The 24,503-nt window shown below is 65.0% G+C and carries 21 protein-coding genes; 16 read left to right on the top strand and 5 right to left on the bottom strand.

The window, feature by feature from the left end; genetic code table 11:
• Positions 1-17 precede the first annotated feature (17 nt).
• Entirely contained in the window at positions 18-671 is a 654-nt protein-coding gene (locus LJE63_15460; protein ID MCG6907999.1) for an OmpA family protein, read from the bottom strand.
• A 376-nt stretch (positions 672-1,047) separates the two neighbouring features.
• On the opposite strand from LJE63_15460, the gene LJE63_15465 reads away from it, so the two are divergent.
• Positions 1,048-1,620 carry a GerMN domain-containing protein gene (locus LJE63_15465; GenBank protein ID MCG6908000.1) on the top strand — a complete coding sequence of 191 codons (573 nt, stop codon included), beginning with the start codon at positions 1,048-1,050 and terminating at the stop codon, positions 1,618-1,620.
• A complete protein-coding gene (gene fusA, locus LJE63_15470; GenBank protein MCG6908001.1) occupies positions 1,620-3,653 on the top strand; it encodes an elongation factor G in 2,034 nt (677 codons plus the stop codon). Before LJE63_15465 ends, fusA begins: the two co-directional genes overlap by 1 nt.
• Positions 3,654-3,908: 255 nt before the next feature.
• Here the strand turns inward: fusA and LJE63_15475 are convergent, their stop codons facing one another.
• The gene (locus LJE63_15475) at positions 3,909-5,339 is read right to left on the bottom strand and encodes a M48 family metalloprotease (GenBank protein ID MCG6908002.1); all 1,431 of its coding nucleotides are present in this window, start codon (positions 5,337-5,339) and stop codon (positions 3,909-3,911) included.
• 176 nt (positions 5,340-5,515) lie between these two features.
• Between LJE63_15475 and LJE63_15480 the strand changes: the two genes are divergently transcribed.
• The 4 genes from LJE63_15480 (at position 5,516) to ispH (ending at position 8,611) form a co-directional block, all read left to right on the top strand.
• On the top strand, positions 5,516-6,274 hold the full coding sequence (locus LJE63_15480) for an AAA family ATPase (protein MCG6908003.1): 759 nt from the start codon (positions 5,516-5,518) through the stop codon (positions 6,272-6,274).
• A 36-nt stretch (positions 6,275-6,310) separates the two neighbouring features.
• Positions 6,311-7,210: a ParB/RepB/Spo0J family partition protein gene (locus tag LJE63_15485; GenBank protein MCG6908004.1), complete on the top strand. Its 900-nt coding sequence runs from the start codon at positions 6,311-6,313 to the stop codon at positions 7,208-7,210.
• A gap of 65 nt (positions 7,211-7,275) precedes the next feature.
• A complete protein-coding gene (locus tag LJE63_15490) occupies positions 7,276-7,698 on the top strand; it encodes a DUF3842 family protein (protein ID MCG6908005.1) in 423 nt (140 codons plus the stop codon).
• 64 nt (positions 7,699-7,762) lie between these two features.
• A complete protein-coding gene (gene ispH, locus LJE63_15495) occupies positions 7,763-8,611 on the top strand; it encodes a 4-hydroxy-3-methylbut-2-enyl diphosphate reductase (protein ID MCG6908006.1) in 849 nt (282 codons plus the stop codon).
• Here ispH and plsY read toward each other — a convergent pair.
• Positions 8,608-9,225, bottom strand: coding sequence for a glycerol-3-phosphate 1-O-acyltransferase PlsY (gene plsY / locus LJE63_15500; GenBank protein MCG6908007.1), 618 nt, complete (start codon positions 9,223-9,225; stop codon positions 8,608-8,610). The two genes, ispH and plsY, sit on opposite strands and share 4 nt — an antisense overlap.
• Positions 9,226-9,362: 137 nt before the next feature.
• On the opposite strand from plsY, the gene LJE63_15505 reads away from it, so the two are divergent.
• From LJE63_15505 to LJE63_15520, 4 genes are all read left to right on the top strand, one after another.
• Positions 9,363-11,549, top strand: coding sequence for a FapA family protein (locus LJE63_15505; GenBank protein ID MCG6908008.1), 2,187 nt, complete (start codon positions 9,363-9,365; stop codon positions 11,547-11,549).
• Positions 11,550-11,666: 117 nt separating this feature from the next.
• Positions 11,667-13,094, top strand: a complete 1,428-nt coding sequence (locus LJE63_15510; protein MCG6908009.1) for a hypothetical protein — start codon at positions 11,667-11,669, stop codon at positions 13,092-13,094.
• Entirely contained in the window at positions 13,091-13,738 is a 648-nt protein-coding gene (locus tag LJE63_15515; GenBank protein MCG6908010.1) for a hypothetical protein, read from the top strand. Before LJE63_15510 ends, LJE63_15515 begins: the two co-directional genes overlap by 4 nt.
• Positions 13,739-13,768: 30 nt before the next feature.
• A complete protein-coding gene (locus LJE63_15520; protein MCG6908011.1) occupies positions 13,769-15,127 on the top strand; it encodes a DEAD/DEAH box helicase in 1,359 nt (452 codons plus the stop codon).
• On the opposite strand, the gene LJE63_15525 is transcribed toward LJE63_15520, so the two are convergent.
• Positions 15,115-15,867 (bottom strand): hypothetical protein, encoded by a 753-nt coding sequence (locus LJE63_15525; GenBank protein MCG6908012.1) that lies wholly within the window; start codon positions 15,865-15,867, stop codon positions 15,115-15,117. The genes LJE63_15520 and LJE63_15525 overlap by 13 nt on opposite strands.
• Positions 15,868-16,152: 285 nt before the next feature.
• Between LJE63_15525 and LJE63_15530 the strand changes: the two genes are divergently transcribed.
• The 4 genes from LJE63_15530 to LJE63_15545 all read left to right on the top strand — a co-directional run bounded on the left by LJE63_15530 (position 16,153) and on the right by LJE63_15545 (position 19,659).
• Entirely contained in the window at positions 16,153-16,599 is a 447-nt protein-coding gene (locus tag LJE63_15530; protein MCG6908013.1) for a universal stress protein, read from the top strand.
• Between the two features lie 5 nt (positions 16,600-16,604).
• Positions 16,605-17,636: an acetylserotonin O-methyltransferase gene (locus LJE63_15535; GenBank protein ID MCG6908014.1), complete on the top strand. Its 1,032-nt coding sequence runs from the start codon at positions 16,605-16,607 to the stop codon at positions 17,634-17,636.
• Positions 17,637-17,732: 96 nt separating this feature from the next.
• Positions 17,733-18,743, top strand: a complete 1,011-nt coding sequence (locus LJE63_15540; protein MCG6908015.1) for a J domain-containing protein — start codon at positions 17,733-17,735, stop codon at positions 18,741-18,743.
• Between the two features lie 55 nt (positions 18,744-18,798).
• The gene (locus LJE63_15545) at positions 18,799-19,659 is read left to right on the top strand and encodes a DUF3108 domain-containing protein (GenBank protein ID MCG6908016.1); all 861 of its coding nucleotides are present in this window, start codon (positions 18,799-18,801) and stop codon (positions 19,657-19,659) included.
• On the opposite strand, the gene LJE63_15550 is transcribed toward LJE63_15545, so the two are convergent.
• Positions 19,638-21,302, bottom strand: a complete 1,665-nt coding sequence (locus tag LJE63_15550) for a sodium:solute symporter family protein (GenBank protein ID MCG6908017.1) — start codon at positions 21,300-21,302, stop codon at positions 19,638-19,640. The two genes, LJE63_15545 and LJE63_15550, sit on opposite strands and share 22 nt — an antisense overlap.
• A 347-nt stretch (positions 21,303-21,649) precedes the next feature.
• On the opposite strand from LJE63_15550, the gene LJE63_15555 reads away from it, so the two are divergent.
• Together LJE63_15555 and LJE63_15560 are read left to right on the top strand one after the other, a co-directional pair.
• Positions 21,650-22,864 (top strand): hypothetical protein, encoded by a 1,215-nt coding sequence (locus tag LJE63_15555; GenBank protein MCG6908018.1) that lies wholly within the window; start codon positions 21,650-21,652, stop codon positions 22,862-22,864.
• Between the two features lie 311 nt (positions 22,865-23,175).
• Entirely contained in the window at positions 23,176-24,357 is a 1,182-nt protein-coding gene (locus LJE63_15560) for an FAD-dependent oxidoreductase (GenBank protein MCG6908019.1), read from the top strand.
• Positions 24,358-24,503 lie beyond the last annotated feature (146 nt).

The following is a 24,503-nucleotide window of genomic DNA, read 5'->3' on the forward strand; positions in this document are numbered from 1 at the left end:
AGGGGGCCAAGGGTTTTCTATCCCTCCTGAATCGGCACGATGACGATGCTCACCCGCCGGTTCATTTCGTGGCTAGATGAAATCGGCATGGATTCGCCGTAGCCAACCGCCTGGATGCGCGCCGGGTTGACGTTGCGCTGGATCAGGGCGTTTTTGACGGCTTCGGCGCGTCGCTCCGACAGCTGCTGGTTGTATTCTTCCGCGCCCTGGGTGTCGGTGTGGCCCTCGACCCGGATGGTGGTCTGGGGATATTTGTTCAAAACACCCGCCACCCGGTCGAGCTCCATATAACCGCCGGGTTTGAGGGCGGCAGAGTCGAAATCGAACATCACATCGCCTTTGAAGGTGGCCGTCAGAACATCCTGGCTTCTGGCCAAGCTGACCGCATCGGACTGGGCCATGGCGTTGCGCAGCTCCGCTTCCTGACGGTCCATGTAGGCCCCGATCTGGTGGCCGGCCAGCCCGCCCACGGCCGCCCCGATGGCGGCGCCGATCAGCGTGCCCTGGGTGTTGCGCCCGATGGCCTGGCCCAGGCCGGCGCCCGCCGCCGCCCCGATCAGCACACCGGCGCCCGTACCTTTCTGGGCTTGGGTGGTTTGGGAACTGCAGGCGGCAAGGGTCCACAGCATGGTGAGGCTCAACAAGCCCGAGGTCAAAGCGTTTGGTTTCATGGAAGATCTCCCAGGGTTGATAAACGGCCGGGCCGTCTGAGGGCCGGGCCAGGGGCGCTGTCAGCCCCGTCCCGTCTTTATCGGCAGAATTAAAGCGCCAATTTAGTCCGCCGCAGTTGGAATGTCAAGGCTCCCGAAGTGGTCCAAACCCGCGCTGCGCCGAGCCTGGGGACCCCATCTTGGCTTGACATCGGGGTCGGATTGACCTAATTATGCTGATCTCCAGGGCCATGCCGCGGGCCTTTGCAGACCCTTGGGGGGGCTGTCCGGCCGAAGTGGCGGCCGCCGGTCGGCTTCCGCTGCCCTCAGACGGCACCCCGTCGACCACTTAACCGGTGGGCCGCGCCCCAACCGCCAAAAGGAAACCCCCCGCGTCATGAAGCCGGCCAAACCCCGCAAGCGCGTGAGCGCCCCGGCATTGCTGTTGACGGCGTTCTGGTTGCTGCTCTTCGGGGTGGCTCAGGCCGGGGCCGCCCAGGGAGATCCCGACCTTCCCGGAGAGCCTGGAGGGCGTGCCCCGCTGGCTGCCGAAACGGTGGCGCATCTGTATTTCGCCGATCCCCAGGGCCTGCTGTTGACATCCGAGGCGCGGGTGATGCCCCGCCAGGCCGATCCCCGCCAGCAGGCCCATTGGCTGGTGACCGAGCTGATGCGGGGGCCGCGGCACGGCGGGCTGACCACGCTCCCGCCGCAAACCGAGCTGCGGGCGCTTTTCGTTACACCCGATGAAACCGCCACCGTCGATTTTTCCGCCGCCGTTCGGGAGCATCACCCCGACGGGGTGCGCAGCGAATTGCTGAGCGTTTACGCCGTCGTCAACACGCTGATTTTGAACCTACCTGAAGTCAGCGCGGTTAAGATTCTGATCGAGGGGCGCGAGGCGGCGACCCTTGCGGGCCATGTCGCCCTCACGGTCCCTCTCAATGCTGACATGCTGCTGATAAGATAATGAAAAAAACACGCATCAATCAGATTCGCAATATCGGTATCATTGCCCACATCGACGCCGGCAAAACCACCGTCACCGAGCGCATTCTGTTCTATACCGGGCGTTCCCACAAACTCGGCGAGGTGCATGACGGTGAAGCCGTGATGGATTGGATGGTGGATGAGCAGGAGCGCGGCATCACCATCACCTCGGCGGTCACCAGCTGCAACTGGCGCGACAACGAGATCCACATCATCGACACCCCCGGGCACGTGGACTTCACCATCGAGGTGGAGCGCTCACTGCGGGTTCTGGACGGGGCCATCGGGGTTTTCTGTGCGGTGGGCGGGGTGGAGCCCCAGTCCGAAACGGTCTGGCGGCAGGCCGACAAATACCGGGTTCCCAAGATCGCCTTCGTCAACAAGATGGACCGCATCGGCGCCAGCTTCGAGCGCACCGTGGAGATGATCAAAACCCGGCTGGGGGCCACCCCTTTGGTCGTCCAGCTGCCGGCAGGCGCCGAGGACGGCTTTGCGGGGGTCATCGACCTGATCCGGATGGAACAGATCACCTGGGAAGAGACCACGGCCGGTGAAAAATACGCTTACGGTGCGATTTCAGCCGTCTACCGCGAAGCGGCCGAAGCCGCTCGCGAAAAGCTGATCGAAACGGTGGCTGAAAACGATGACGCCATCATGGAACGTTACCTAGGTGAGGAAGCCATCGACGAAGCCGACCTGGTGGCCGCCATCCGGCGGGCGACCATCGGGCTGAAGCTGGTCCCCGTGCTGTGCGGCAGCGCCCTCAAAAACAAGGGGGTGCAGCCCCTGATCGACGCCATCGTGGCACTGTTGCCCAGTCCCGTGGATGTCCCCCCGATCACCGGCCACCACCCCGAAACCGGTGAGCCAATCTCCTGTCCGCCCCGGGAAACGGCGCCGCTGGTGGCCCTGATCTTCAAGGTGTCGATGATCGAGGGGCGCAAGCTTTCCTTTGTGCGGGTATACAGCGGCAAGCTCGTCGCCGGCACCGAGGTCTACAACGCCTCGCGCAGCACCAAAGAGAAGCTTTCCCGGATCATGCTGATGCACGCCAACAAGCGCGAGCGGGTGGATACGGTCGGGGCCGGCAGCATCGTGGGGGTCGTGGGCCTCAAGGACTCCTCCACCGGCGAGACCCTGTGTCACAAAGACCACCCCGTGTTGCTGGAAAAAATCGAGTTCTACGAGCCGGTGATCTCCATCGCGGTGGAGCCCAAGACCCACGCCGATCAGGAAAAATTCGAGGAGGTGCTCGCAAAGTTCATGGCCGAAGACCCCACCCTGCGGGTGCGCCAGGACGAGGACACCGGCCAGACCATTCTTTCCGGCATGGGCGAGCTGCACCTGGAGATCATCATCAGCCGCATGCAGCGCGAGTTCAACACCCGCGTCAACGTCGGCAAGCCCCAGGTGGTCTACCGCGAAACCATCGCAAACCAGGCGGTCGGCTCGGCGCTCTTCGACCGCGAAGTCGGCGGCCAGCGGCACTTTGCCGAAGTGAGCTTGAAATTGCTGCCGCTGGCGCGCGGCACGGGCAACCGCTACCGCTCCGAGATCGGCGCGGATGGGCTGCCGGCGGCTTTTTTGGCCGCGGCCCAGCGGGGGATCCTGGAGGCCTTGGAAAGCGGCATCCTGCTGGGCTATCCGGTGGTGGACGTGGAGGCCGTGCTGACCGGGGCCGCTTCCCGGGAGTCGCTTGGCACCGAGCTGGCCTTTACCGTCAGCGCCTCGATGGCCTGCAAGGATGCCATCGAAAAGGGGGGCGCCTTTTTGTTGGAGCCGATCATGGCGGTGGAGGTTTACGTGCCGGACGCCTTCTTGGGGGAGGTCATCGGGGATATCAACGCCCGCGGCGGGAAGATCGAATCCATCGGCCCCAAGAGCGGTCTCCAGGAGATTCGCGCCACGGTTGCGCTCTCCCAGATGTTCGGCTACTCCACCGCCCTGCGTTCGGCCACCCAGGGGCGGGGCACCTTCACGATGCAGTTCGCGCGTTTCGATCGCAACGGCTGACCCCTTTCGCTTCATCAAGCTTGATGAACCAGTAAAAAGTCAAAAACCAGACGGTTTCGAAAAAAGTTCAATTTACGGCGTGCAAATCTCGAGGAATGAGGACTACTTAGGTACGCTGCAGCGACTTCGAGATGCAGCGCAGCGCAGAAAGTGGACTTTTTGCGGAACCGTCAAAGCTTGGGACCCGCCCCATTTCAATCGCAAGCCGGTCCTTAATGCCGCCCACAGCCGCACCTCCGCTTACACGCTGGGTGCCTACCGGGTGCGCTCGGGCGCTTGCTTGGCTTGCAGGGCCGACTTCTTGCTGATCTTCAGGAGGGTCGCGATCTGCTCCGATTTTTGCGGGTCGTTGATGCTTTCCCGGGCCTTTTCCAGGTGGAAAACGGCGTTCTGGTGTTCTTTTTTTTGGTTGTAGTAAACCCCGAGGTTGTAATGGGCGTCGCCCATTTTTCCCAGTTTGCCGTAAGCCTGCCCCAAGTAGTAATAGACCTGCGGGTCTTCGGTGGTCCGGGTCAGCAGGGCCTCGAAGGTCGCGACGGCGTCGGCCAGGCGGTTCATTCCAAGCTGAGTCCGGCCCAGAAGGATTTGCACCTCGGGGTCCTCGGGCAGGATGTCGGCGCTGCCCTGCAGGATTTTCAACGCCTGGGCGTACTGGCCGTCCTGAAAATAGATCCCGCCCAGGTCCCGCAGCACGTAGGGGTCAAGGGCCCTATAGGTCAGGGCCGCACGCAGCTGGGCGATCGCCTCGCGGCGGTTACCGCTGCGGGCCAGGGCCAGGCCGTAGCCGTAATGGGCCACCGGGGCGCCCGGCCGGGCGGCCAGGGCCGCTTCAAAACGTTTCAAGGCGATCTCCTGGTCGCCGTAGACGGCGATCAGACGCGCCTGGGTCCGGCGAAAGGGGTAGGGGTCGGCCGCCGGAAAGGGGGCGCCGGGTTCCTGGTGCGCCACCCATCGGTCGACATAGGCGATACGGTCTTCGGTGGCCGGGTGGGTCATGAGATAGTTGGGGATCTGCTGGTTGTCGTACCACTGCTTGGTGCGCATTTTTTTAAGGACGTCGATGATGCCCTGGCCGCTGTAGCCCGCCTCGTTGAGGTACCTGAGGCCGACCTGGTCGGCTTGGATTTCATCTTCGCGGCTATAGGCCAGCATGGCCGACTGGCCGGCCGCCATGGAACCGATGGTCAGGGCACTGGCAGGCGAACCGGCCCCGCCGATGCCCAAAAAAACGCCCGCAGCGACCCCCGCCAGGGTGGCCAACTGGAGCTTCTTGCCGCGTTCGATCTTCTGCGAAATGTGGCGGCAGACCACGTGGGCGATTTCGTGGCCCAGAATGCCGGCCAGCTCCTCTTCGCTTTCCATCGCCGCGATCAGACCGCTGTTGATGAAAATGTGGCCCGCGGGGGTGGCAAAGGCGTTGTAGACATCCTCGCGAATGATGTGAAATTGGTAGTTGAAGGGCTGGGATGGCACCGTTGCCAGCACCTTGGCGCCTACTTCGCGGACATAGGCGTTCGCCATGGAATCATTGATGATTTCGAAATGGTCACCCACCACCTTGAGAAACTCCCGCGACATCTCCTCCTCCTCCCGGATGGTGATGGCGTGGGCGGGCGGCTGGGGCCAGCAGAAGGCCAGAAGGAAACCGGCTATCAGCAGGCTGACGGATTTGAAAAACGGGTTCATGGGACTCCTGTGGCGCGACGCGACCGGTGCTGCTCCAGGGTGCGCCGGGTATTTCGTTTCGAATCATAAATTTTAACTATAAGGGTGGATGTCAGAAAATTCAAGCGTTCAGAAACGCTGGCGGCCGGTGGAGATGCTTTTCAAAGGGCCGCTTTTATGTTAAAGGCTCAAGCACTATGGCCTACACCATCTGTATCGCAAACCAAAAGGGCGGCGTGGGGAAAACCACCACGGCCATCAATTTGGCGGCGGCCCTGGCGGTTTCCGAGAAACGCACCCTGCTGGTGGACTGCGACCCCCAGGCCAATGCCACCAGCGGTGTCGGGATCGACAAGGCCGCCATCCGATACTCCCTCTACCACGGCATGATCGGCCAGGTCGGCGCCGAGAGTCTGGTGCTGGATACGGAAATCGAGACCCTCAAGGTGATCCCATCCCGGCTGGAGCTTATCGGCTTCGAGGTGGAGATGATGGCGACATCCGGCCGCGAGCAGACCCTCAAAAATCTGCTGGCCGGGCTGGGGGACGCTTTTGACTACATCATTCTGGACTGCCCCCCCTCCCTCAGCCTGCTGACGGTAAACGCCATGACGGCCGCCGATGCGATGCTCATCCCCCTACAGTGTGAATACTACGCCCTCGAAGGGTTGGGGCAGCTGCTGCAGACCATCAAACGGATTCAAAACAAGCTCAACCCGGGGCTCGCCATCGCGGGCATCCTGCTGACCATGTTCGACACGCGCACGAATCTCTCCCATCAGGTTGCCGAAAACGCGGAAAAGTATTTTCCCGAGCTGGTCTTCCGGACCCAGATCCCCCGCAACGTGCGCTTGGGGGAGGCGCCAAGTTTCGGCAAGCCGATCCTCCTCTATGACGCCGCCTCGGCAGGGGCCAAAAGCTATTTCGCGCTGGCCGACGAAATTCTGCACCGGTGAAATACCCGCTGCCGCTCCGGTTGAAGGAAGGCCGCCATGGCTAAACCAAAAGGCACCCCGCAGGGCGTTGCGGCTGTCGCCAAACGCAAGAAACTGGTCTTGGGCCGGGGGCTGGATGCGCTTATCCCCGATTTCCAGCCGGCGGCGGGCAGTTCCTCCGCTTACCGCCGCTGCGCGGTGGATCAAATCCGCCCCAATCGCTATCAGCCCCGGATCCGTTTCGCCGAGGAGGAGCTGGCCGAGCTCGCCGACTCCATCCGCAGCCAGGGGATTATCCAGCCGCTTTTGGTGCGTCAGGATGAGCACGGGTTTGAGCTCGTGGCCGGCGAGCGACGCCTGCGGGCCGCCAAAATGGCAGGGCTGACCGAGGTGCCCGTGGTGGTGCGGGAGGTCCCGGATGCCCAGATGCTGGAGTTTTCCATCGTCGAGAACATCCAGCGCGAAAACCTCAACCCCATGGAGGAGGCCGAAGCCTATCACCGGCTGATGGCCGCCTTTGACCTCACCCAGGACCAGGTGGCCGCACGGGTCGGCAAAAGCCGTTCGGCGGTGGCCAACATCCTTCGGCTGCGGCAGCTGCCCGAGGACATCAAAGCCAGCATCACCGGGGGCGAAATCGCCATGGGGCATGCCCGGGCGCTGTTGGGGGCCGAAAATGCCGCCGTGCAGCGCGCCGCCTGGCGCAAGACCGTCGCCGAACGGCTCTCGGTGCGGCAGACAGAGGCTCTGGTCAAACGCTTGAACGCCGCCAAAGACCGGCCCTCAGCCCTTCCGGATGCCGCCGGCAGCTATTTTCGCGGGGTCTCCGAAGACTTGTCGCGCCATTTCGGCACCAAGGTGGAGATTCGGCATCGGGGCGAAAAGGGCAAGGTGGAGATCGCCTTCTACAGCCTCGATGACCTGGACCAGCTGCTCGGACGGCTCAAGGGCCGCTGAGGCGCGTTGCTGCCGGCGGCTTCACCCCCCCGGCAATGGATAATTCACCCCAACAGGCAGCCAGGATGGTGATCAGGCAAATCGGCGTGATTGACGGGCAGGGCGGCGGTATCGGCAGCGCCATCATTCGGAAGCTCAAGGAGCGGGTGGGCGAGCGGGTGGAAATCATCGCCCTCGGCACCAATGCCATCGCCACCGCCCAGATGTTGAAGGCCCATGCCAACCGGGGAGCGTCCGGGGAAAACGCCATCGTTCAGACCGTCGCCAAGCTGGACGTGATCATCGGGCCCATCGGAATCGTATTGGCCAACGCCATGATGGGGGAGGTCACGCCGGCGATTGCGGCGGCGGTGGCTGCTTGCCCCGCCAAAAAACTACTGCTGCCCCTGACCCAGGAGAATATCGAAATCATCGGGGTGGCGGCCACGCCGCTGCCCCAGCTGGTGGACGAACTTTTGCAGCGCCATCTGGACAACCTTTCGCAATGATGCAAGCCGCGCACGCCCCCGGGCCCGAAGACCGCTGCGACCCATCGTCCGGCGGGGCGGGGCGATGAAGCTGGTCGTCGCCCGCACGGCGGGATTCTGCATGGGCGTGCGGCGGGCCGTCGAAATGACCCTTGAAGCCGTGGACACCTGCCGCAAGCCGATCTGCACCTTTGGCCCGCTGATCCACAACCCCCAGGTGCTGAATCTGCTCAGTCAGAAGGGCGTTGCGGTCATCGAGACGGTCCCCCCGCGGGGTCACGGCACGGTCCTGTTGCGGGCGCACGGCGTTCCGCCGACGGTCAAAGCGGCGCTGGCGCGTGCCGGCTTCCGGGTGGTGGACGCCACCTGTCCACGGGTCATCAAGGTCCAGACCATCATCCGCCGCCATGCCGCCGAGGGCTATGGCACCATCATCGTCGGTGACCGAAACCACCCGGAAGTCGTCGGGCTTTTGGGGTATGCCGGCGCCTGCGGGCATGTGGTCGGATCCTTGGAAGAGTTGGCGGCCCTGCCGCGTTTCAGCCGGGCCATCGTCGTGGCCCAGACCACCCAGAACACCGCTTTTTACCAGGGGATTAAAAGCTGGGTAGGATGCCACTGCCCCCGCTATCACGTCTTTGACACCATCTGCGATTCCACCGAGAAGCGCCAGAGCGAGGTCAAGCAGCTGGCCGAGGCCGCCGATGCGGTGGTGGTTGTCGGTGGCCACAACAGCGGCAACACCAACCGTCTGGCGGAAATCGCCCGGCAGGCCGGAAAACCCACCCAGCAGGTCGAAACCGAGCACGAGTTGGACTTTGGGGCCTTGGCGGAGGCGCGCACCATCGCGGTTTCGGCCGGTGCTTCGACCCCCGAGTGGATGATCCGGCGGGTGATCCAGGTTCTGGCCGAACTGGGGCCAGAGGACGGTTAGTCAAAGGCCCGCGGCTCGGTGCCCCGCAGCAGACGCCCGATATTGGTACTGTGGCGCCAGAAGATCATCGCCGCCAGCAGGGCGGCGCAGGCGGTGAAGACCGGGCTGGCGGTTGCCCCCCAGACGGCCGGCGGCAGGGATGCGGCCCCGGCCAGGGAGGCCGCCGACACGCGGCTGGTCAGGCAGAGGAAAAGCGTGAACACCAGCAGGGCCACCAGGCAGGCCAGCGGCGAAATCGCCAGAAAACACCCCAGGGTGGTGGCCACCCCCTTGCCCCCGTCCCGGAAGCCCAGGTAAATCGGATAGAGATGGCCCGTGAAACAGGCCAGGGCCAGCAGGCTGAGATAGGCCGCGGCCCAGGAGGTCGGTCGCGGACCCACCAACGCCAAGCCCAGCATCAGGGGCACCAGGCCTTTGAGGAGATCGCCGACCAGGGTCAGCAGGCCGACGGTCATGCCGCCGATTCGGTGCGCATTGGTGGCCCCGATGTTGCCGCTGCCGGCACGGCGGAGGTCGGTGGCATGCAGGCAGCGGGTCAGTATCAGCCCCCAGGGGATCGACCCCGCCAAATAGGCGGCGGCCGGCAACAGGATGAATTTCAAAATGGTCGGCATCTCGGGTGGCCCTCGGGTGCTACAGCCGGGGTGGGCATGGGTTTCGTAGGATCTCCGACGGCGAGACTACCCGAAACCCGCTCGATGATCAAGGGCCTGTGCCGGTCGATGGATTTAAAGCGAAATATCACCCAAAGATGAACCCCGTCCTCCACACCCCTGAAACCCGCTGCCCCGCCTGCCAGAGCCCCTGCCGGGTAGATGCGCATTTGGGCGATCAGCCGGTTTCCTGTCCGAAATGCGGCCACCGCTTCACGGTTCAGCCCGAGCAGCCTGAGAGCGCCTATCCCGTGCTGGGGCGGCTGGCTGTCAGCTACGGCTTCCTCAGCGAGGAGGATCTCAAAGGCGCCCTGGCCTTTCAGGATGCCCAGGCCCGGACGGGGGTCAGCCTGCCCCTGGCCAAGGTCCTGCTGGCGCGCCGGCTGGTGACCCCGGAGCAGGTGGACCAGCTGGAGGCGGCCCGAAAGTTTCTGGAAGCCCGCCAATCGGACAAGCGTTTCGGCCGTCTGGCCGTCAGGCTGGGGCTTGCCAGCGCCGAAGCCGTCGCCTCCGCCCTGGCGGCCCAGGCCCGTGAGTTCAGTGCAAGCCAGCGCAGCCGCTCCCTGGGCGATTTCCTGCTGGCAGCCGGTGCACTCACCGTCCAGGGGCGGGAGTTGATTCTGGCCGAACAGCAGCGCTTGGAAAGCGGCACACCAGACGGCGCGGCAACCGGCGCTGGGGCTGCGGACCCCGCCCCGGCGGCGGAGCTGCCGGCAGGGGTGGGACTCACCATGGCCCCGGATGGGCTCTCGGTCCACCTGACCCGCGGTGGCCCGGGGGAGCCGGCACCTTCCCTGGCGGCCGTCAAAACTCTGCTGGCCGAACACGGCGTTGTCGCCGGCGTGGTGGCGGACGATCTCATTGACGCTTTTTTGCAACACCCCACCCCGGCCGGGGCGAGCCTCCAGGTTGCCACCGGCCGGCCGCCGGCTGTGGGGCGGGACGCCGAGGTGCGCTATTTTTTCGAAACCGATTTTCGGCGGGTGGGGGCGGTGACCCCCCAGGGCACCATGGACTTTCGCGACCGCGGGGAGATACCGCACGTCAAACGCGGTGAGTTGCTGGCCGAAAAGCAGCCCGCAACCCCCGGCACCCCCGGGCAGGACGTTTACGGCCGCCCCATCGCGGCACCCCAGGGGCGGGACGTCCGGCTGCGCTGCGGGCGCGGGGTGCGGGCGGCCGATGGCGGCAGCCGGTTCTTCGCCCTGAGCGACGGCCAGCCCCGGGTGAGTGTGACCGGCAAACTGATGGTGGCCCCGGCCCTGACCATCCCCGGCGATGTCGATCTGAAAGTCGGTCATGTGGATTTTGACGGCATCATCCGGGTCCAAGGCGCCGTTTGCGAGGGCTTCAACGTTGCCGGGGCCGGCCTCTACGCCATGGAAATCCGCGGCGTGGAGGTGAAGGTCAGGGGGGATGTGACCGTCAGCGGGGGCATCATCGGGACGCGGGTCATCGTCCAGGGGGACCTCAAGGCGCGTTACATCAAAAATGCGACCGTCTCGGCCTTCGGCAATGTCCTCGTTGAAAAGGAGATCATCGAATCCACGATCGAGACCAGCGGGGCCTGCAAGGTCCTCAGGGGTGCCATGGTGGCCTCCGAAATTTCGGCCCGCTACGGCATCGAGGCCCGCGATGTGGGCACAGACGCCTCCAAGCCCTGCACCCTGCGGGCCGGCTCCGAACAGCACATCCAACGCGAACTGGGCGGGCTGCGAAAGGCCATCGGCCGCGCCAGGGAGCAGCTGGGCGCGCTGCGGGCCCAGGAGGCGGCCCTGGCGCCGGCCGAGCAGGAAAACCACCGCCAGATTGCCGAGTTGGCCCAGATCCAGGACCGCGCCATGCTGCGCCAGCGGCAGCTGGGCGAGGAGCTGCGGCTGCAGCGTGATCGGGATGCCCCAGCGGCGGCGGCCAACCGCCGCGAAATCGCTCTTCTGGAAGCCCGCGCGCGTCAAGCGGAAGCCGACCTCGGCGTCCTGTTCGCCCAGCAGGAGCAAATCGAGGCCCGGCGCAGCGCGCTTCAGGCCGCCATTGACGCCGCCGATGCTGAAATCCAGGACCTTTGCGATGAAAGGGATGCCATTCTGGACTGGTCCCGCAAGCGCCCGGGGGTGCCGCTGGTGGTGGTCGGCGGCGAAATCTGCGCCGGCACCCGAATCTATGGCCTGCATGCGTCGGCCGAGCTGAAAAAAGCCTATCGGCATGTGCAGATCCGGGAAATCAAACGCATCGACCCCCAGGCCGGGGAGTCCTGGGAGCTGCGGATCCAGCCGGGCGGCGGATAAGGGGCGCGGCCGGTGGGCGGGCCAGGCGGCGGCCGCGGCCCGGGATTTCGATTTGGCAACGGGCCGCTCAAAAAACCGGAGATTTGCGCCCACCGCGACGGGCTTTGAGGAGGCAAGATGGTGGCGAGCGATTTTTTCATGATCATTCCCGGCTCCGCGTTCTGGTCCGGGATCCTCTGGGTGCTGCTGGGGCTGGCGGTTCTTTTTTTCGCCCGCGCCCCCGCCCATCAGGCCATTCTCAGCCTCGGGCGGCTGGTATCCGGCGTTTTTCGGATGGCCTCGCGCAGCGCTGGTCGAACGGCGCTGCGGGTGGCGGCGCGAAACCGTGAAATTCTTCTGACGGCCGGCATCCAAGCCGCCGAGCAGCAGCTGGAAAACGATTTCCTGCGTGTGGCGAACCTGGTACGCAGCGATCTCAGCGGCTTCCCCAGTTTGCAGCAGGCCCTTCTGGCGGAGCTGGCGCGCCTGGACAGCTGCTACCGTGAAAGCGCCGAACTGCCGCCGCCGCCACCCAGCTGGCTGGAAGCGGTGGATGCCGTGGCCCGCATCCCCGCCAGCGGCGACTCCGCCACGACCCGGATTCTGGAGGTGATTCACAAGACCACCATCTCCCAGTACCAGGCGGCCATGGCGGAGTACCGCAAAAACATGGGGGGCCGCCACCAGTTGCTCAAGCGCATGCTGCCCTCGTGGCGCAAGGTTTCCGAGGCCTTGGGCCGCCTGGAGGATAAAATCGTCCGGCTCCAGACCCAATCGCAGCGCGTCGATCAGCGCATGGAGGAATATGCGGCGCTTCGCTCCGGCACCGACACCGCGCTGCGAGCGCTGGCGGCCTCCACCGTCAGCCGCTTCGTTCTCTCGCTCTTGGCGCTGCTGGTGATGGCCGCCGGGGTGATGCTCAACTTCAACCTGATCGCTCTGCCGATGTCTGAGCTGGTGGGGGCCGGAAGCACCATCGGCAACTTCCAGACGGCTGACGTCATGGCTCTGGTGCTGATTTTACTGCAGCTGGCGGTGGGGGGCTTTCTGATGGAAGCGCTACGGTTGACGCGCATTTTTCCGGCCCTCGGAAACCTCGAGGAAAAGACCCGCCGCCGGGTAATCACGGGGCTTCTGGCCCTGCTGCTGCTGCTGGCCGGCGTCGAAGCCAGCCTGGCCTTTTTGCGCGACCGGATTGTCGCCGATATCGCCGCCCTGAACCAGTCCCTGAACGATCTGGCGGCGGCCCAGCCGGTGGACCCCTGGATACCCGCCGTCGGGTATCTGGTACTGGGGTTTGTTTTGCCGCTTATCCTGTCGTTTAGCGCCGTTCCGCTGGAGGCCTGGGTGCATGCGGCGCGCACCGTTTTCGCGGCCATACTCCAGGTCCTCTTCCAGGCGGTCGCGTGGCTGCTGCGGCTGGGGGCGCAGATCATCGGCCTGGCGGCGGATTTGCTGGTCAAACTCTACGATCTCCTGATTTTCCCGGCGCTGTGGCTGGATGCCCGAATTCATGCCCGTCGTCCGGCGGCAGACGCACCGGATCTGCCTCAGGAAATCGCGTGAGCCGCAAAGTCGCCTGGCTCTGGCTGGTGCTTGCGGCGGGGGTGCTGGCGGGCTGCGCCGACAGGACCAGTCAGGTGCGCGCTGTTTTCCTCCTGATCGGCCCGGGGGCTCCGGCGGCGGAGAGCCAGGCCTCTGTGCGCGCGGTGACCCATGCGCTGCTGGGCCATCTGAGCCCCGGGGATTATTTTGCCGTCGGTCGGGCCGACGCGCCCCACTTCGGTCCCCAAAACATCGTCGCCCGGGTGCGTCTCAGCCGCCGACCGACGGTCGCCAACGGTCAGAAGCGGCTGCTGCGGCACCAGATCGACAGGCTGCTGGACGCGCCCGGTGGGCCCCGCGGCGACTTGACCGGCGGGCTGCTGACGGCCGTTGAGTTTCTCAAAAACAGCGCCGCCCCCCGCCGGGTGATTCTGATCGCGGCCGATCTCGGGGCCGCCGGCGCCGGGGCTGAGGGCGGCGACTTCCCCATCCAGGTGGAAGGCTGCCGGGTGCTGGCCCTGGATGGGGCCCCCCCGACGGCAGCACCCGACGACGACCCCCCCGACGACCCGCTGGGTTTTTGGCGGCGGCGCATCGTTTCGGGCGGCGGCAGCTGGCATCCTTTCAGCGACCCGCAGCAGCTGGGCGAACTGCTGGCCGGCTGAAGCAGCTGCGGCCGGCAGTGTGGACCACCGATGATCGTCCTGATGCGACACAACCTGCTGCTCCAGGACCCCCCCGAGGCCCTGCGCCGGGTCTTGATGGAACGCCTGACGCTGCTCAACCCCCGCTGGGTCGAGAACCAGCGCATGGGCCGCTACAATTTCAAGACCCCCAAGGAACTCAGGTTTTATGGGCGCATCCGCAGCGGCGGTTTGGTGATTCCGCGGGGCTATATTCGACAGCTGATCGGCCATTGCCGTGAGTTGGGCGTGGCGCTGAGCCTGGATGACCGCCGGCGTCGGCTGCCGCCGGTGGCATTTTCGTTTTCGGGCCGGCTCAAGGGCTTTCAGCAGGCCGCGGTGGCGGCGATGCTGGCCAAGGATTTCGGCACCCTCTGCGCCCCCACCGGCTGTGGCAAGACGGTCATGGCCCTGGAGCTGATCGCCCGCCGCCGGCAGCCGGCGCTGATCGTCGTTCACACCCGGGAGCTGGCCCTGCAGTGGACCCAGCAGGTGGGGCGTTTTCTGGGGATTGAAGCGGGCCAGGTGGGATTGATCGGGGCCGGCAAAAAAACCATCGGCCCGGCCGTGACCGTTGCCCTTGTCCAGTCCCTGTGCAAATGCGCCGATGAGGTGGCCCCGCAGGTCGGCTATCTCGTGGTGGACGAATGCCACCGCACCCCCAGCCGCACCTTCAGCGAGGCGGTCAACCGCTTCGACGCCCACTACATGCTGGGGCTTTCGGCCACTCCCTGGCGCAGGGACCAGCTTTCCCCGCTGATTTTCTGGCACCTGGGGGACATCCACCACGAAATCGCCAAGGCCGACCTGGTGGCAACCGGGGATGTGCTGGCAGCGGAGGTGGTGGTGCGCGAAACGGCCTTCAGTCCCTATTTCGATCCCTCCACCGACTACAGCCGGATGCTCTCCGAGCTGACCCGCGATGACGACCGCAACCGCCTGATTGCCGCTGACGTCGCCGGCGAGCTGGCGGCGCGCCAGGGCGTCTGTTTGGTGCTCTCGGACCGCAAAAAGCACTGTCAAACTCTTCAGTCGCTGCTGCGTTACCGCCACCAGGTGGCGGCCGAAGTGCTGACCGGAGACGTGTCCGGCGCCAGCCGGCGGGAGGTCCTGGCACGGCTGGCGGCGGGTCAGGCGCGGGTCCTGATCGCCACCGGGCAGCTGGTGGGGGAGGGATTTGACCTCCCGAACCTGGCCACCCTGTTTCTGGCGACCCCTGTGCGGTTCAGCGGCCGGGTGGTGCAGTACCTGGGCCGCGTGCTGCGGCCGGCGCCCGGCAAAACCAGGGCCCGGGTGTTCGACTACGTAGATGCGGCCGTGGCGCCGCTGGTGGCGGCAGCCAGGGCCCGACAGCGGGTTTACCGGGGCTGAAGCGGCAGGGGGGGCGCATCGGGGTGAACGCTGCCGGCGGCGAAGAGCGTCTGCCCGTCGCGGAGCTTGAAGCGCAGCGTGTCGCCGGCCGTCTGGAGTCCGGCCGTGAGGGAGGTCGTGCCGAGATCGATTTCGTGGTAAAACTGGATGGCCAGCCCGCGGGGGCTGAAGTTCGGGCCCAGCGCCCGGTGCAGCAGGGTCTGAAGATAGTCGAAGTAAACGGCGTTGTTGACGTGGCCGTTGGGGTCGAAGTCGCTGAAGCGGGTGGTCAGCGGCAGTGTCAGCTCGGGGGCGAAGGCCGAATCGGCCTTCCAGTGGTCGAGATCCCGGGCGAAAACGCGGTCGTTCTCTACGGTGTAGGCCGCCGCCATCTCCTCTGAAATCCGGGAGAGTTTTTTCGTGCCCACCTCGCAGAAGAGCCACAGGCTGGCGGCGGCCGCAACCCGCGTGGGGCCGGCGTAGATTTCGAAATCGCGGTAGGCCCTGAAGTGCTTGGCGCCCCTGAACCAGGTTAGGACCTCCAGGCGCTCACCGTAAACCGGAACCCGCTGGATGGCCACCGCCAGACGGTTGAGCACCCAGCCCAGGGACCGGCGCTGCAGGGCATGGATGCCCAAGCCGATCTTTTCGGAGTGAAAAATGGCCGCCTCCTGCAGCAGGTTGACCAGGGCGCCCGGTCTGAGGTTGAAATTCGGATCCACCTCACCGTAGCCGATTCTTCGGGGATAGATAGCCTTCATGTCGCCTCCTTGGCGTCGATGCCGCCAGCTGGGAGCCGGGATGCCCGGCCTTCCGAGTCTTTGTAGCGGTTTTTGGCTGCCGCTGGCAATCCTTGATCGTCGGGCGCGGCGGCGGTTGACACGTTGAGGCAAGGGCCTTATTCCTAGCGGTTAAGAAGCGGCAAGGAAATCAGCATTTGGGATTGGTGGTGTAGAAGTCCGACTTCGGCGTTGCGCTGAACTTCGAAGTCGCTGCGGCCGGCGCTATCTTCCAGCCCCCTCAACCGTCGCCAAAGGAGGAGTCTCATGGAAATGAAAAAAGTTCTCTGGCCCACCGATTTTTCAGGCCGCTCGGCCCAGGCCCTGCCCTACGTGACCTCCCTGACCGAAAAGTACGGGACCGAAATTCACGTGCTCTTCGTGATCGAGGACTTGACCAAACACAAGGGCTGGTACGGCGAGTTTGACCAGGAGCGGGTGGAAAAGTTGATGAATTGGGAGCAGCAGGCTGCCAAGAAAAAGCTGGATCAGATCTGCCAGAATCACCTTCAGGGCTGCCCGCTCTACATCAAGCATATCGCCGTGGGGGACCCGGCCGAAGAGATTCTCAAGCTGGTGGAAAAGGAGAAGGTCGACATGGTCGTGATGGCCACCCGCGGCCAGGAGGGCAAATTCAGCTTCGGCAGCGTGGCCGAGAAGGTCGTCAAAAACTCAACGGTGCCGGTGGTGACCATCCCGCTGGCCGGAAGCTAGCGCCGGTGGCAGCCCTCGACCCCCCGTCGGAAGGTCTCCCGCCCGCACCTGGTTGGACCCCTGGGCGCCTGTTGGAAGTATCGGGCAGCTACTGGCAGACGTGCGCCCTGCACACCGCCGTCAAGCTGGACCTCTTCTCGCATCTCGCCCCGGGCTCGCGCTCCGCGGAAGCTCTGGCTCGTGAGCTCGGGGTCGACCCGCGCGCCCTCGAAATGCTGCTAAACGCCGTGGCCGCCATGGGCCTGCTGGAGAAATCGGCCGGCCGCTTCGGCTGCAGCGGCCCTGCACGCACCTACCTCAGCCGCAGTTCCGAGCACTACTTGGGGCATATGCTGCTGCACCACCACCATCTTTTTGACGCCTGGGGGCGGCTGGATGAGGCCGTCCGGACGGGACAGGCCGTCCAGGTACGGGGCGGCGCCGATGAAACGCTGCGGCGTGAAAGTTTCCTGATGGGGATGTTCAACCTGGCCATGCAACTCGCCCCCAAGGTAGCGGCGGCGGTCGACTTGGCCGGGCGCAGGCACCTGTTGGACCTGGGCGGCGGGCCCGGTACCTACGCCGTCCATTTCTGCCTTGAAAACCCCGGTCTGCGCGCCACGGTTTTCGATCTGCCCACCAGCCGACCGTTTGCCGAAAAGACCATCGCCCGCTTCGGCCTGCAGGGGCGGGTGCACTTCGCCCCCGGTGATTTTCACGTGGACCCGGTCCCGCAGCCCTGCGACGTGGTGTGGCTGTCCCACATCCTGCACGCCGAGGACCCCGCCGCCTGCCGCCGCGTCATCGCCAAGGCCGTGGCGGCCCTGTCCCCGGGTGGCATCGTCCTGGTGCACGATTTCTTTCTGACCGACGATCGCGCGCACCCCCTCTTTGCGGCCCTCTTCTCGCTCAACATGCTGTTGGCCACACCCGCCGGGCAGGCCTACAGCGAGTCCGAAGTCCGCCACATGCTGGCTGAAAACGGGGTCTCGGCCGTCCGGCGGCTGGACCTGAAAACGCCCAACGACTCCGGCGTCCTGATGGGCAGCGTGCCCTAACCGCGGGCGCGGTGCGCGCCCGGCAGTGTCAACCGCCCAGGGGGTCAGTCCCGCCCACGAGCGCTTCGGTCGGTGGCGGCCCATGGAGGACATAACGTGTACATCGCTCAGCAGCGCAAGGGCCGCGAGCTGGAATTTGTCATCCGGGAATCCTACCGGGACGGCGCCTGCTGGAGAAGCCGCGACCTTTTCCCGCTGGGGAAGGACCCCGGCCGCTTTCTGGTCTACCCCGGGGGCAACAGTTTTTACGTTCACGAGGCGGTAACCGACGTGCTGGCCGAACAAGCGGTTGCGCCGAGCCTGGATGAAATCGACGATCTTTTCTGGCCCTACCTGCGGCCGGACATACGGCGCGCGCTGGAGTCCTTCCGGCAGAAAGCCAGTGCGCGTGCCGGGCGGGCGCCCCTGGCGGCCGACGAGGAGCGGCACCTGCGGCAACGGGTGCACCAGTTCGACAAGCGCCGGGTCCACTTCCTGAAATTCGGGCGCCTGGATCAGGGCGCCATCGGGCAGATGCCCATCTCCCTTTTTAGATGGATCTACGGCAAATCGCGCGATGAAATCGAGCAGTGCTTTCTCCGGAGCGAGCGCATCCTCAAGCCCCACGAGCTTCGGACCTATGTCTATGTGATATTCGACCTGCAGCGCTTTTTCACCGAGGCCATCGCCCGGCGGATGCCCCAGGGCCTGGATGAAGGGCGCCTGGAGGAGCATTTTTTGGCGGAGATCTGCCGCTTGAACCAGGCGGAGGGGTTCTGGGAAGGAGAACTGCCCGACGGCAGCTTGCACGCTTACCTGGTGCGCTATGCCGTCATGTTTTTCGATTTCGAGTGGGTGGCGTCACCGTTTCTGCAGGACTACCTGCGTGATTTCATGGACCGCCACCGGGCCTATCGACCACCGAGCGTGCCCCAGGCGCGGGTTTCGGCCGAGGAGGCCGGACCGCTTTTCGGGGTCACGGCGGCCGTGCTGCGGGCCATGTCGCGGCGCGAGCTGACCCGCCTTTTCCGCCAAAAAGCGCGTGAGCACCACCCGGACACCGGGGGACGGGCGGAGACCTTTATCCAGCTGCAGGAGGCCTACCAGTCCCTGGTGCGGCGCAAGTGAACGGCCGCGGTCCGGGTGGACGCACCGTTTGCCAGCCTCTCATGACCGGGGGCGCATGAGCATCGTTTGGGGGAAACCGCAGGAGAGATCGGGCGGCTGGAGGGCTTTGGGGGGCACCCTGCTGTCGGCCGCAGCACTGTGGGCGCTGCTGGCCTGGCCGGCCGCCGGCGGAGAGCAGCCGTTGCCGTTCCAGCCCGGGGAGCGTCTGCGCTACGTGCTCAAGTGGGAGATGGTGCCCGTCGGCGAAGCGCTGCTGGAAGTGTTGCCGATGAAGGAGATGGCCGGCCAGATGGTCTTTCATTTTGCGCTGACGGCGACCTCCTACCCGCTCATTGACCCCTTCTTCAAGGTCCGCGACCGGGTCGAATCCTTTGCCGACCGTGGCATGACCCGCTCGCTGCACTACCAAAAAGACCAGCACGAGGGCCGCACCCGGCGCCGGGTGGTGGTCCGCTTCGATTGGGAGCGGGGTGAGGCCCGGATGACCAATTCCGGCCGGCAGCGGGAGCCGATCCCGGTGGCCCCCGGGACATTCGACCCGCTGGCCGCTTTCTATTTTTCCCGCCTTTTCGACCTTGAAACCCATCGTCTCATCGAGCGGCCGGTCAGCGACGGAAAACGCTGCGTGATCGGCCGGCTGCGGGTGGTCAAACGGGAAACGATCACCGTGGGCAGGCGCGTCCACGACACCTTTCTGGTGCTGCCCGAGATGACCCACATTCGGGGCATATTCGAGAAGAGCAAGAATGCCGGCATCGCGCTGTGGGTTTCCGCCGACCACCGCCGCATCCCCGTAAGAATCCAGAGCCGGGTGGCCATCGGAAGGTTTGTGGCCGAGCTGGTGAGCGATGCCGCCGAGCCCGGAACAGCCGCGGCGGCGGAAGTCCCCAGCGCTCAGCTCGCCGGCGTGCCCTGAGGTGGGGTGGCGCATCTTTCGGCTACCTGCTGCGGGCGCCGCAGCATATGGCGCATAACCACGGTCTGCAGTCCCGAAAGGCCGATGAAATACCCTATCCAAGCCGGTACCCCCAGGACAACGGGATGGACCCGGCCCCAGGCCCAAAAATCCATTGCCAGGATGAAAATGCCGGCCTGCAGGTAGACGCAGGGGTCCCGCAGCCACGGCGGCATCCCCGAAGCGAGCGCCCACGGCCTACCGTGCAGCACGGCGTGGACGGCCAGATAAACACCGAAGCTCACCAGCATGACCCATACCACCGGCAGAAAGGCCGGGCTGGGCAGCCACTCGAAATAGAAACAGACGACAGCCGCCTCGCCGGCGACGATGGACGCGATTGCGGCGGGTGCAAAAACCCGGCGCAGGTAGAGCCCGAAGAGAACGCTGGGAAACAGCACCGCCAAGCCGGTGAAGGTCTGGGTGGCGATCTGCAGGATCGTGGCCGGCGGCTTGTAGGCCAGCGCCAGGCCGGCCAGGCTGAGGATCACGACCGCGATGCGCCCGGCCAGGCTGGTTTCCCCCTCACCGTGGGGGGGCCGGGTGGGGGGCGCCAGGTCGCGGGTGCAGATGGCGCTTAAGGTCAGCAGCTGGCTGTCCATGGTGGACATCAGGGCCGCCAGCCCGGCGGCGATCACCAGGGCGGCCATGAAATCGCCCGAGATCAGCGTCATGACCAGCGGCAGGATGCGGTCGGCCTCCTTGCCCGCAAGCTCCGGAAACGACAGGCGGCCCAGCACCCCAACCGAGATGGGCAGAAAAAAGACCAGGGTGCAGACCGTCGGGTAGAGGAGCATCGTGCGGCCAAGCGCGCGTTCGCTGCGGGCCGTGAAAAACCGTTGGAAAAGCTGCGGAAACATGGGGTCACAGAAAAACCACAGGAGGATATAGCTGAACCAGATGCCCAGGGTGTAGCGGCCCTGGCCGCCCGGCCGGGAGAAAAGCTCCGGGTTGAGGGCCAGGACTTTTTGGTTGGCGGCCGCAAACCCGCCATGATGGTCCGCCACCAGGAAAAGCGAGACCAGCAGCAAGGCGAACATCAAAACCCCCTGGAAGAGGTCCGTCCAGGCCACCGCCCGCAGACCGCCGCGCAGCGTGTAAAGCAGGATGATCGCGGTGACCAGGGCGCAGCCGTAAAAATAGGGCAGGCCCACGAGCGCCTCCAGGGCATAGCCGGCCGCCATGGGCTGCAGGGCCAGGTAGGGAAGGGTGAACAGGATCATCACCACCGCCGTGATCACCCGCACCACGCGGCTGTCGTGGAGGGCACCCAGCAGTTCGGGCGGGGTGACCAGGCCGCGCTCCCGGCCCACCTGCCAGATCTTGCGTCCGACAATCCAGAAGGTCAGGGCCATGAATCCGGTCCCGAAACCCATGATCGGGAAAAAGGCGTAGCCGTCCCGGTAGCCGGCGCCCGAAGTACCGAATACCGTGAATGCCGAAAAATTGGTGGCCACCATCGTTCCCAGCAGCACCACCGTGCCCAGCCGGCGATCCGCCAGAAAATAGGTCACCGGCGACGAGCGCCAGCGGGTGCGAGCCACCAGCCCGATGATCAGAACTGCCAGGAAATAGGCGATCAGAACCCCGATACGAACCGCCATCTGCTCTCCTTTCGGACCCTCTACGTCCGGCCGGCGGCGGACCGCCGGGCGCCGCAATAAAAAAAGCCATCCCGTTCAGGTCGGGATGGCTTCCGGCGCCCCTGGAAGTCAAGGGCGCAAAAAACCTGACATAACCTTGCCGCAGACCGCCCCCTGGCGGCCGTTACATGTCTTATAGCCCCCGGTTCCGGGGCCTGTCAAGCAGACGTTCTGCAACTATCCCGGGATATTGTTTTTTTGGGGCTTGACAGGCCGCCCGGCATCGGTCATCAAGACCCATTCCCCGCCCCGGGGTCCCGCGTCCAGCGGCTTTCGGCAACCCCTGTCCAAGGAGCGCAGCAGCCCCCATGAAACAGCGACTCAGCAGCACCCTTTTCGATCTGCCGGTGCAGGAACTGCGCCGCGGCTACCGCAGCGACATCTATTTCTGGCGCGAAAAGATGAGCCTTGAAAAGCACAACCTGCACCCCCAGGTCACCATGCAGGTATTTCAGAAGAAGGATGCCGTCCTGTGCGGCATCGACGAGGCGATCGCCGTCTTAAAGCTGGCCTCCGGCCATTACACCGATCATGACCGCGCCTGCAAGCTCTTCGACCGTCTGATCGAGCTCAAGCGCAAGGCCAGGGGTCATTTTCTCAGCAACCGGCAGACCTATCTGCAAATCCTGGAGCAAAAGCTCGAGATTGCCCAGCAGCTCGACAGCCTCTGGGTGGAGGGCTTCAGCCAGCTTAAAATCGACGCCCTTTACGACGGCGACCCCATCGCCCCGCTGGAAACCGTGATGCACATCAGCGGCGACGCCAGCCTCTTCGCTCACCTGGAAACCATCTACCTGGGGGTTCTCGCCCGGCGCACCAAGGTCGCCACCAACGTGCGCAATGTCGTCAACGCCGCCAACGGCAAGATCGTTCTTTATTTCCCGGCGCGCTTCGACCACTGGGCGGTTCAGGGCGGCGACGGCTACGCGGCCCATATCGGCGGGGTTGCCGGGGTCTCCACCACCGCCCAGGGCGAGTGGTGGGGCGCCAGCGCCTCCGGCACCGTTCCCCACGCCCTGATTGCCGCCCTGAACGGCGACACCCTCCAGGCGGTCAAAATTTTCAGCGCCACCTACCCCGACACCAACCTGGTGGCCCTGGTGGATTTCGACAACGATTGCGTCGGCACCGCCCTGCGATGCGCCGATGCCTTGGGCGACAAATTGTGGGGGGTGCGCCTGGACACCTCCGAGAACATGGTGGACAGGTCCATCGTGCCCATCATGGGCAGCTTCAAACCCAACGGGGTTGTCCCGGAACTGGTCTGCATGACCCGCAAGGCCCTGGACAAGGCCGGCTATCAGCACGTCAAAATCGTGGTTTCCGGGGGGTTCACACCGGAGAAGATCGCGAAATTCGAAGCGCTCGGGGTGCCCGTGGACAGCTACGGGGTGGGCAGCTGCCTGCTGGGCGGGGCCTACGATTTCACCGCCGACATCGTTCAGCTGGACGGCCGCCCCTGCGCCAAGGCCGGGCGCGGTTATCGGCCCAATCCGCGCCTGGGCGGTGTCGGGGAGGGGTGAAAAAGGGGGTGGACTAGGTTTTGAACATATGTTAATAACCATCCCATGTGTGCCATGACGCAAGGCGTTGGCATGCGTCTTCCTTGGCCACTGTCGGTCAAGGCAACATACGCAGAAAAAGGAGACCCCAGATGAAACCGAAAGACAAATTGGTCATCATCGGATGCGGGGGCGTGGGCGGGCCGGCCTCCATGCTCTCCAAGAAACTCATGCCAGAGGTGGAGGTCACCAACATCCGGGATGAGAAATGTTTCATTGTGCGCTGAGCGCTGCCCCACGTTGTGGCCGGTCTGGTCACGGGCGAATCGATTGTGAATCCGGATGCCAAGCTGGCGGATGCCGGGGTGAAGGTCGTGGTCGACCGCGTAACCCGGGTGGATCCTCAGGCAAAGAAGGTCTTCGTGGCGGGCGGGGACGAATACGCCTACGACAAGCTGATCCTGAGCACCGGTTCCAGCCCCATCTTGCCGCCGTTACCCGGCAAGGACCTGGAGGGGGTGTTCATGCTGCGCTCCCTGCAGCATGCCGAGGACATCTGCCAATTCCTGAGCACCCATGCGCCCCGCAAGTTGACCTTCGTCGGCGCCGGCTTCATCAGCCTGGAGGTGGCGGTCCTGCTCAAACAGGCCAACCCGGATTACGAGATCACCATCGTGGAGCTTCTCCAGCATCCCCTGGCCACCATGCTGGACGCCGAGCTGTGCCAGCGGGTGGAAAAATATCTGACCGAAAAAGGGTTCCAGCTCCAAATGGGGAAGAAGGTGGTCGGCATCCAGGGCAACGGCCGGGTGTCGTCCGTCACGCTGGATTCGGGGGAAGAGATCGCCGCCGACATGGTCTTCATGAACGTCGGTGCGGCACCCAACCTGGAGCTGGCCAGGGAGATGGGGCTGGAGATCGGCCGCTTCGGGGTCAAGGTCAACGAGTTTTTGGAAACCTCCGACCCCGACATTCTGGCGGCCGGAGACTGTGCCGACAACAAGCACTTCGTCACCGGAACCTCCAACCCCGGCGCCCTGCGGGGCCCCGCGGTGATCATGGGCAGGCTGGCGGCCAAACGCCTGGCGGGCTATGAGATCCCGTTTCCGGGGCTGCTGAATGCGGCGGCCTGCAACCTGATCGATTGGAACGTGGCTGCCACCGGCCTGACAGAAGCCCAAGCCCAGCACGAGGGGATCGAAACGGTGAGCGCCACGGTGGATTCCCGGAGCAAGCACGGGATGATACCGGGCATGACGCCCTGGACCCTGAAGCTGGTTTTCGACCGCAACCGGCGGACCCTCATCGGCGGGCAGATCCTGAGCCGGGAAATAGCGCCGGTCAAGGAGATCGACGCCGTCAGTGCGCTGATTCTGGGGCGCAAGACGGTCGAAGACATCACCGTTTTCGTCACGGCGGGCAATCCGGACATCTCCTCGGAGCCCAGCCTGGAGCCCCTGACCATCGCCGCGGAGCAGTGCTTGCAGAAGATGGGCCGCCGGCAGGGCGTCTGATAACCGGTCCAGGCGGGGTCTCGGGCCTTTACGCACCGGGTGTCCGTTTGCAATTTTAGCGGCGCCTCCGGTGGGGGGGTGCCTTTGCCACCCCGCCCCAAAAAAACGACCGGCAGCCGGAGTTCTTTTCTTGAACTCCGGCTGCC

It is taken from the genome of Desulfobacteraceae bacterium (genome assembly GCA_022340425.1).
In the GTDB taxonomy this organism is placed as follows: domain Bacteria; phylum Desulfobacterota; class Desulfobacteria; order Desulfobacterales; family JAABRJ01; genus JAABRJ01.

What these genes read in the sequence shown, in the direction of transcription:
- LJE63_15520 (MCG6908011.1), top strand. Translation starts at nt 13,769, where the DNA reads ATGATCGTCCTGATGCGACACAACCTGCTGCTCCAGGACCCCCCCGAG.
- plsY (MCG6908007.1), bottom strand. Translation starts at nt 9,225, where the DNA reads ATGCCGACCATTTTGAAATTCATCCTGTTGCCGGCCGCCGCCTATTTG.
- LJE63_15485 (MCG6908004.1), top strand. Translation starts at nt 6,311, where the DNA reads ATGGCTAAACCAAAAGGCACCCCGCAGGGCGTTGCGGCTGTCGCCAAA.
- LJE63_15490 (MCG6908005.1), top strand. Translation starts at nt 7,276, where the DNA reads ATGGTGATCAGGCAAATCGGCGTGATTGACGGGCAGGGCGGCGGTATC.
- LJE63_15475 (MCG6908002.1), bottom strand. Translation starts at nt 5,339, where the DNA reads ATGAACCCGTTTTTCAAATCCGTCAGCCTGCTGATAGCCGGTTTCCTT.
- LJE63_15465 (MCG6908000.1), top strand. Translation starts at nt 1,048, where the DNA reads ATGAAGCCGGCCAAACCCCGCAAGCGCGTGAGCGCCCCGGCATTGCTG.
- LJE63_15505 (MCG6908008.1), top strand. Translation starts at nt 9,363, where the DNA reads ATGAACCCCGTCCTCCACACCCCTGAAACCCGCTGCCCCGCCTGCCAG.
- LJE63_15555 (MCG6908018.1), top strand. Translation starts at nt 21,650, where the DNA reads ATGAAACAGCGACTCAGCAGCACCCTTTTCGATCTGCCGGTGCAGGAA.
- fusA (MCG6908001.1), top strand. Translation starts at nt 1,620, where the DNA reads ATGAAAAAAACACGCATCAATCAGATTCGCAATATCGGTATCATTGCC.
- LJE63_15480 (MCG6908003.1), top strand. Translation starts at nt 5,516, where the DNA reads ATGGCCTACACCATCTGTATCGCAAACCAAAAGGGCGGCGTGGGGAAA.
- LJE63_15460 (MCG6907999.1), bottom strand. Translation starts at nt 671, where the DNA reads ATGAAACCAAACGCTTTGACCTCGGGCTTGTTGAGCCTCACCATGCTG.
- LJE63_15510 (MCG6908009.1), top strand. Translation starts at nt 11,667, where the DNA reads ATGGTGGCGAGCGATTTTTTCATGATCATTCCCGGCTCCGCGTTCTGG.
- LJE63_15530 (MCG6908013.1), top strand. Translation starts at nt 16,153, where the DNA reads ATGGAAATGAAAAAAGTTCTCTGGCCCACCGATTTTTCAGGCCGCTCG.
- LJE63_15550 (MCG6908017.1), bottom strand. Translation starts at nt 21,302, where the DNA reads ATGGCGGTTCGTATCGGGGTTCTGATCGCCTATTTCCTGGCAGTTCTG.
- LJE63_15545 (MCG6908016.1), top strand. Translation starts at nt 18,799, where the DNA reads ATGAGCATCGTTTGGGGGAAACCGCAGGAGAGATCGGGCGGCTGGAGG.
- LJE63_15525 (MCG6908012.1), bottom strand. Translation starts at nt 15,867, where the DNA reads ATGAAGGCTATCTATCCCCGAAGAATCGGCTACGGTGAGGTGGATCCG.
- ispH (MCG6908006.1), top strand. Translation starts at nt 7,763, where the DNA reads ATGAAGCTGGTCGTCGCCCGCACGGCGGGATTCTGCATGGGCGTGCGG.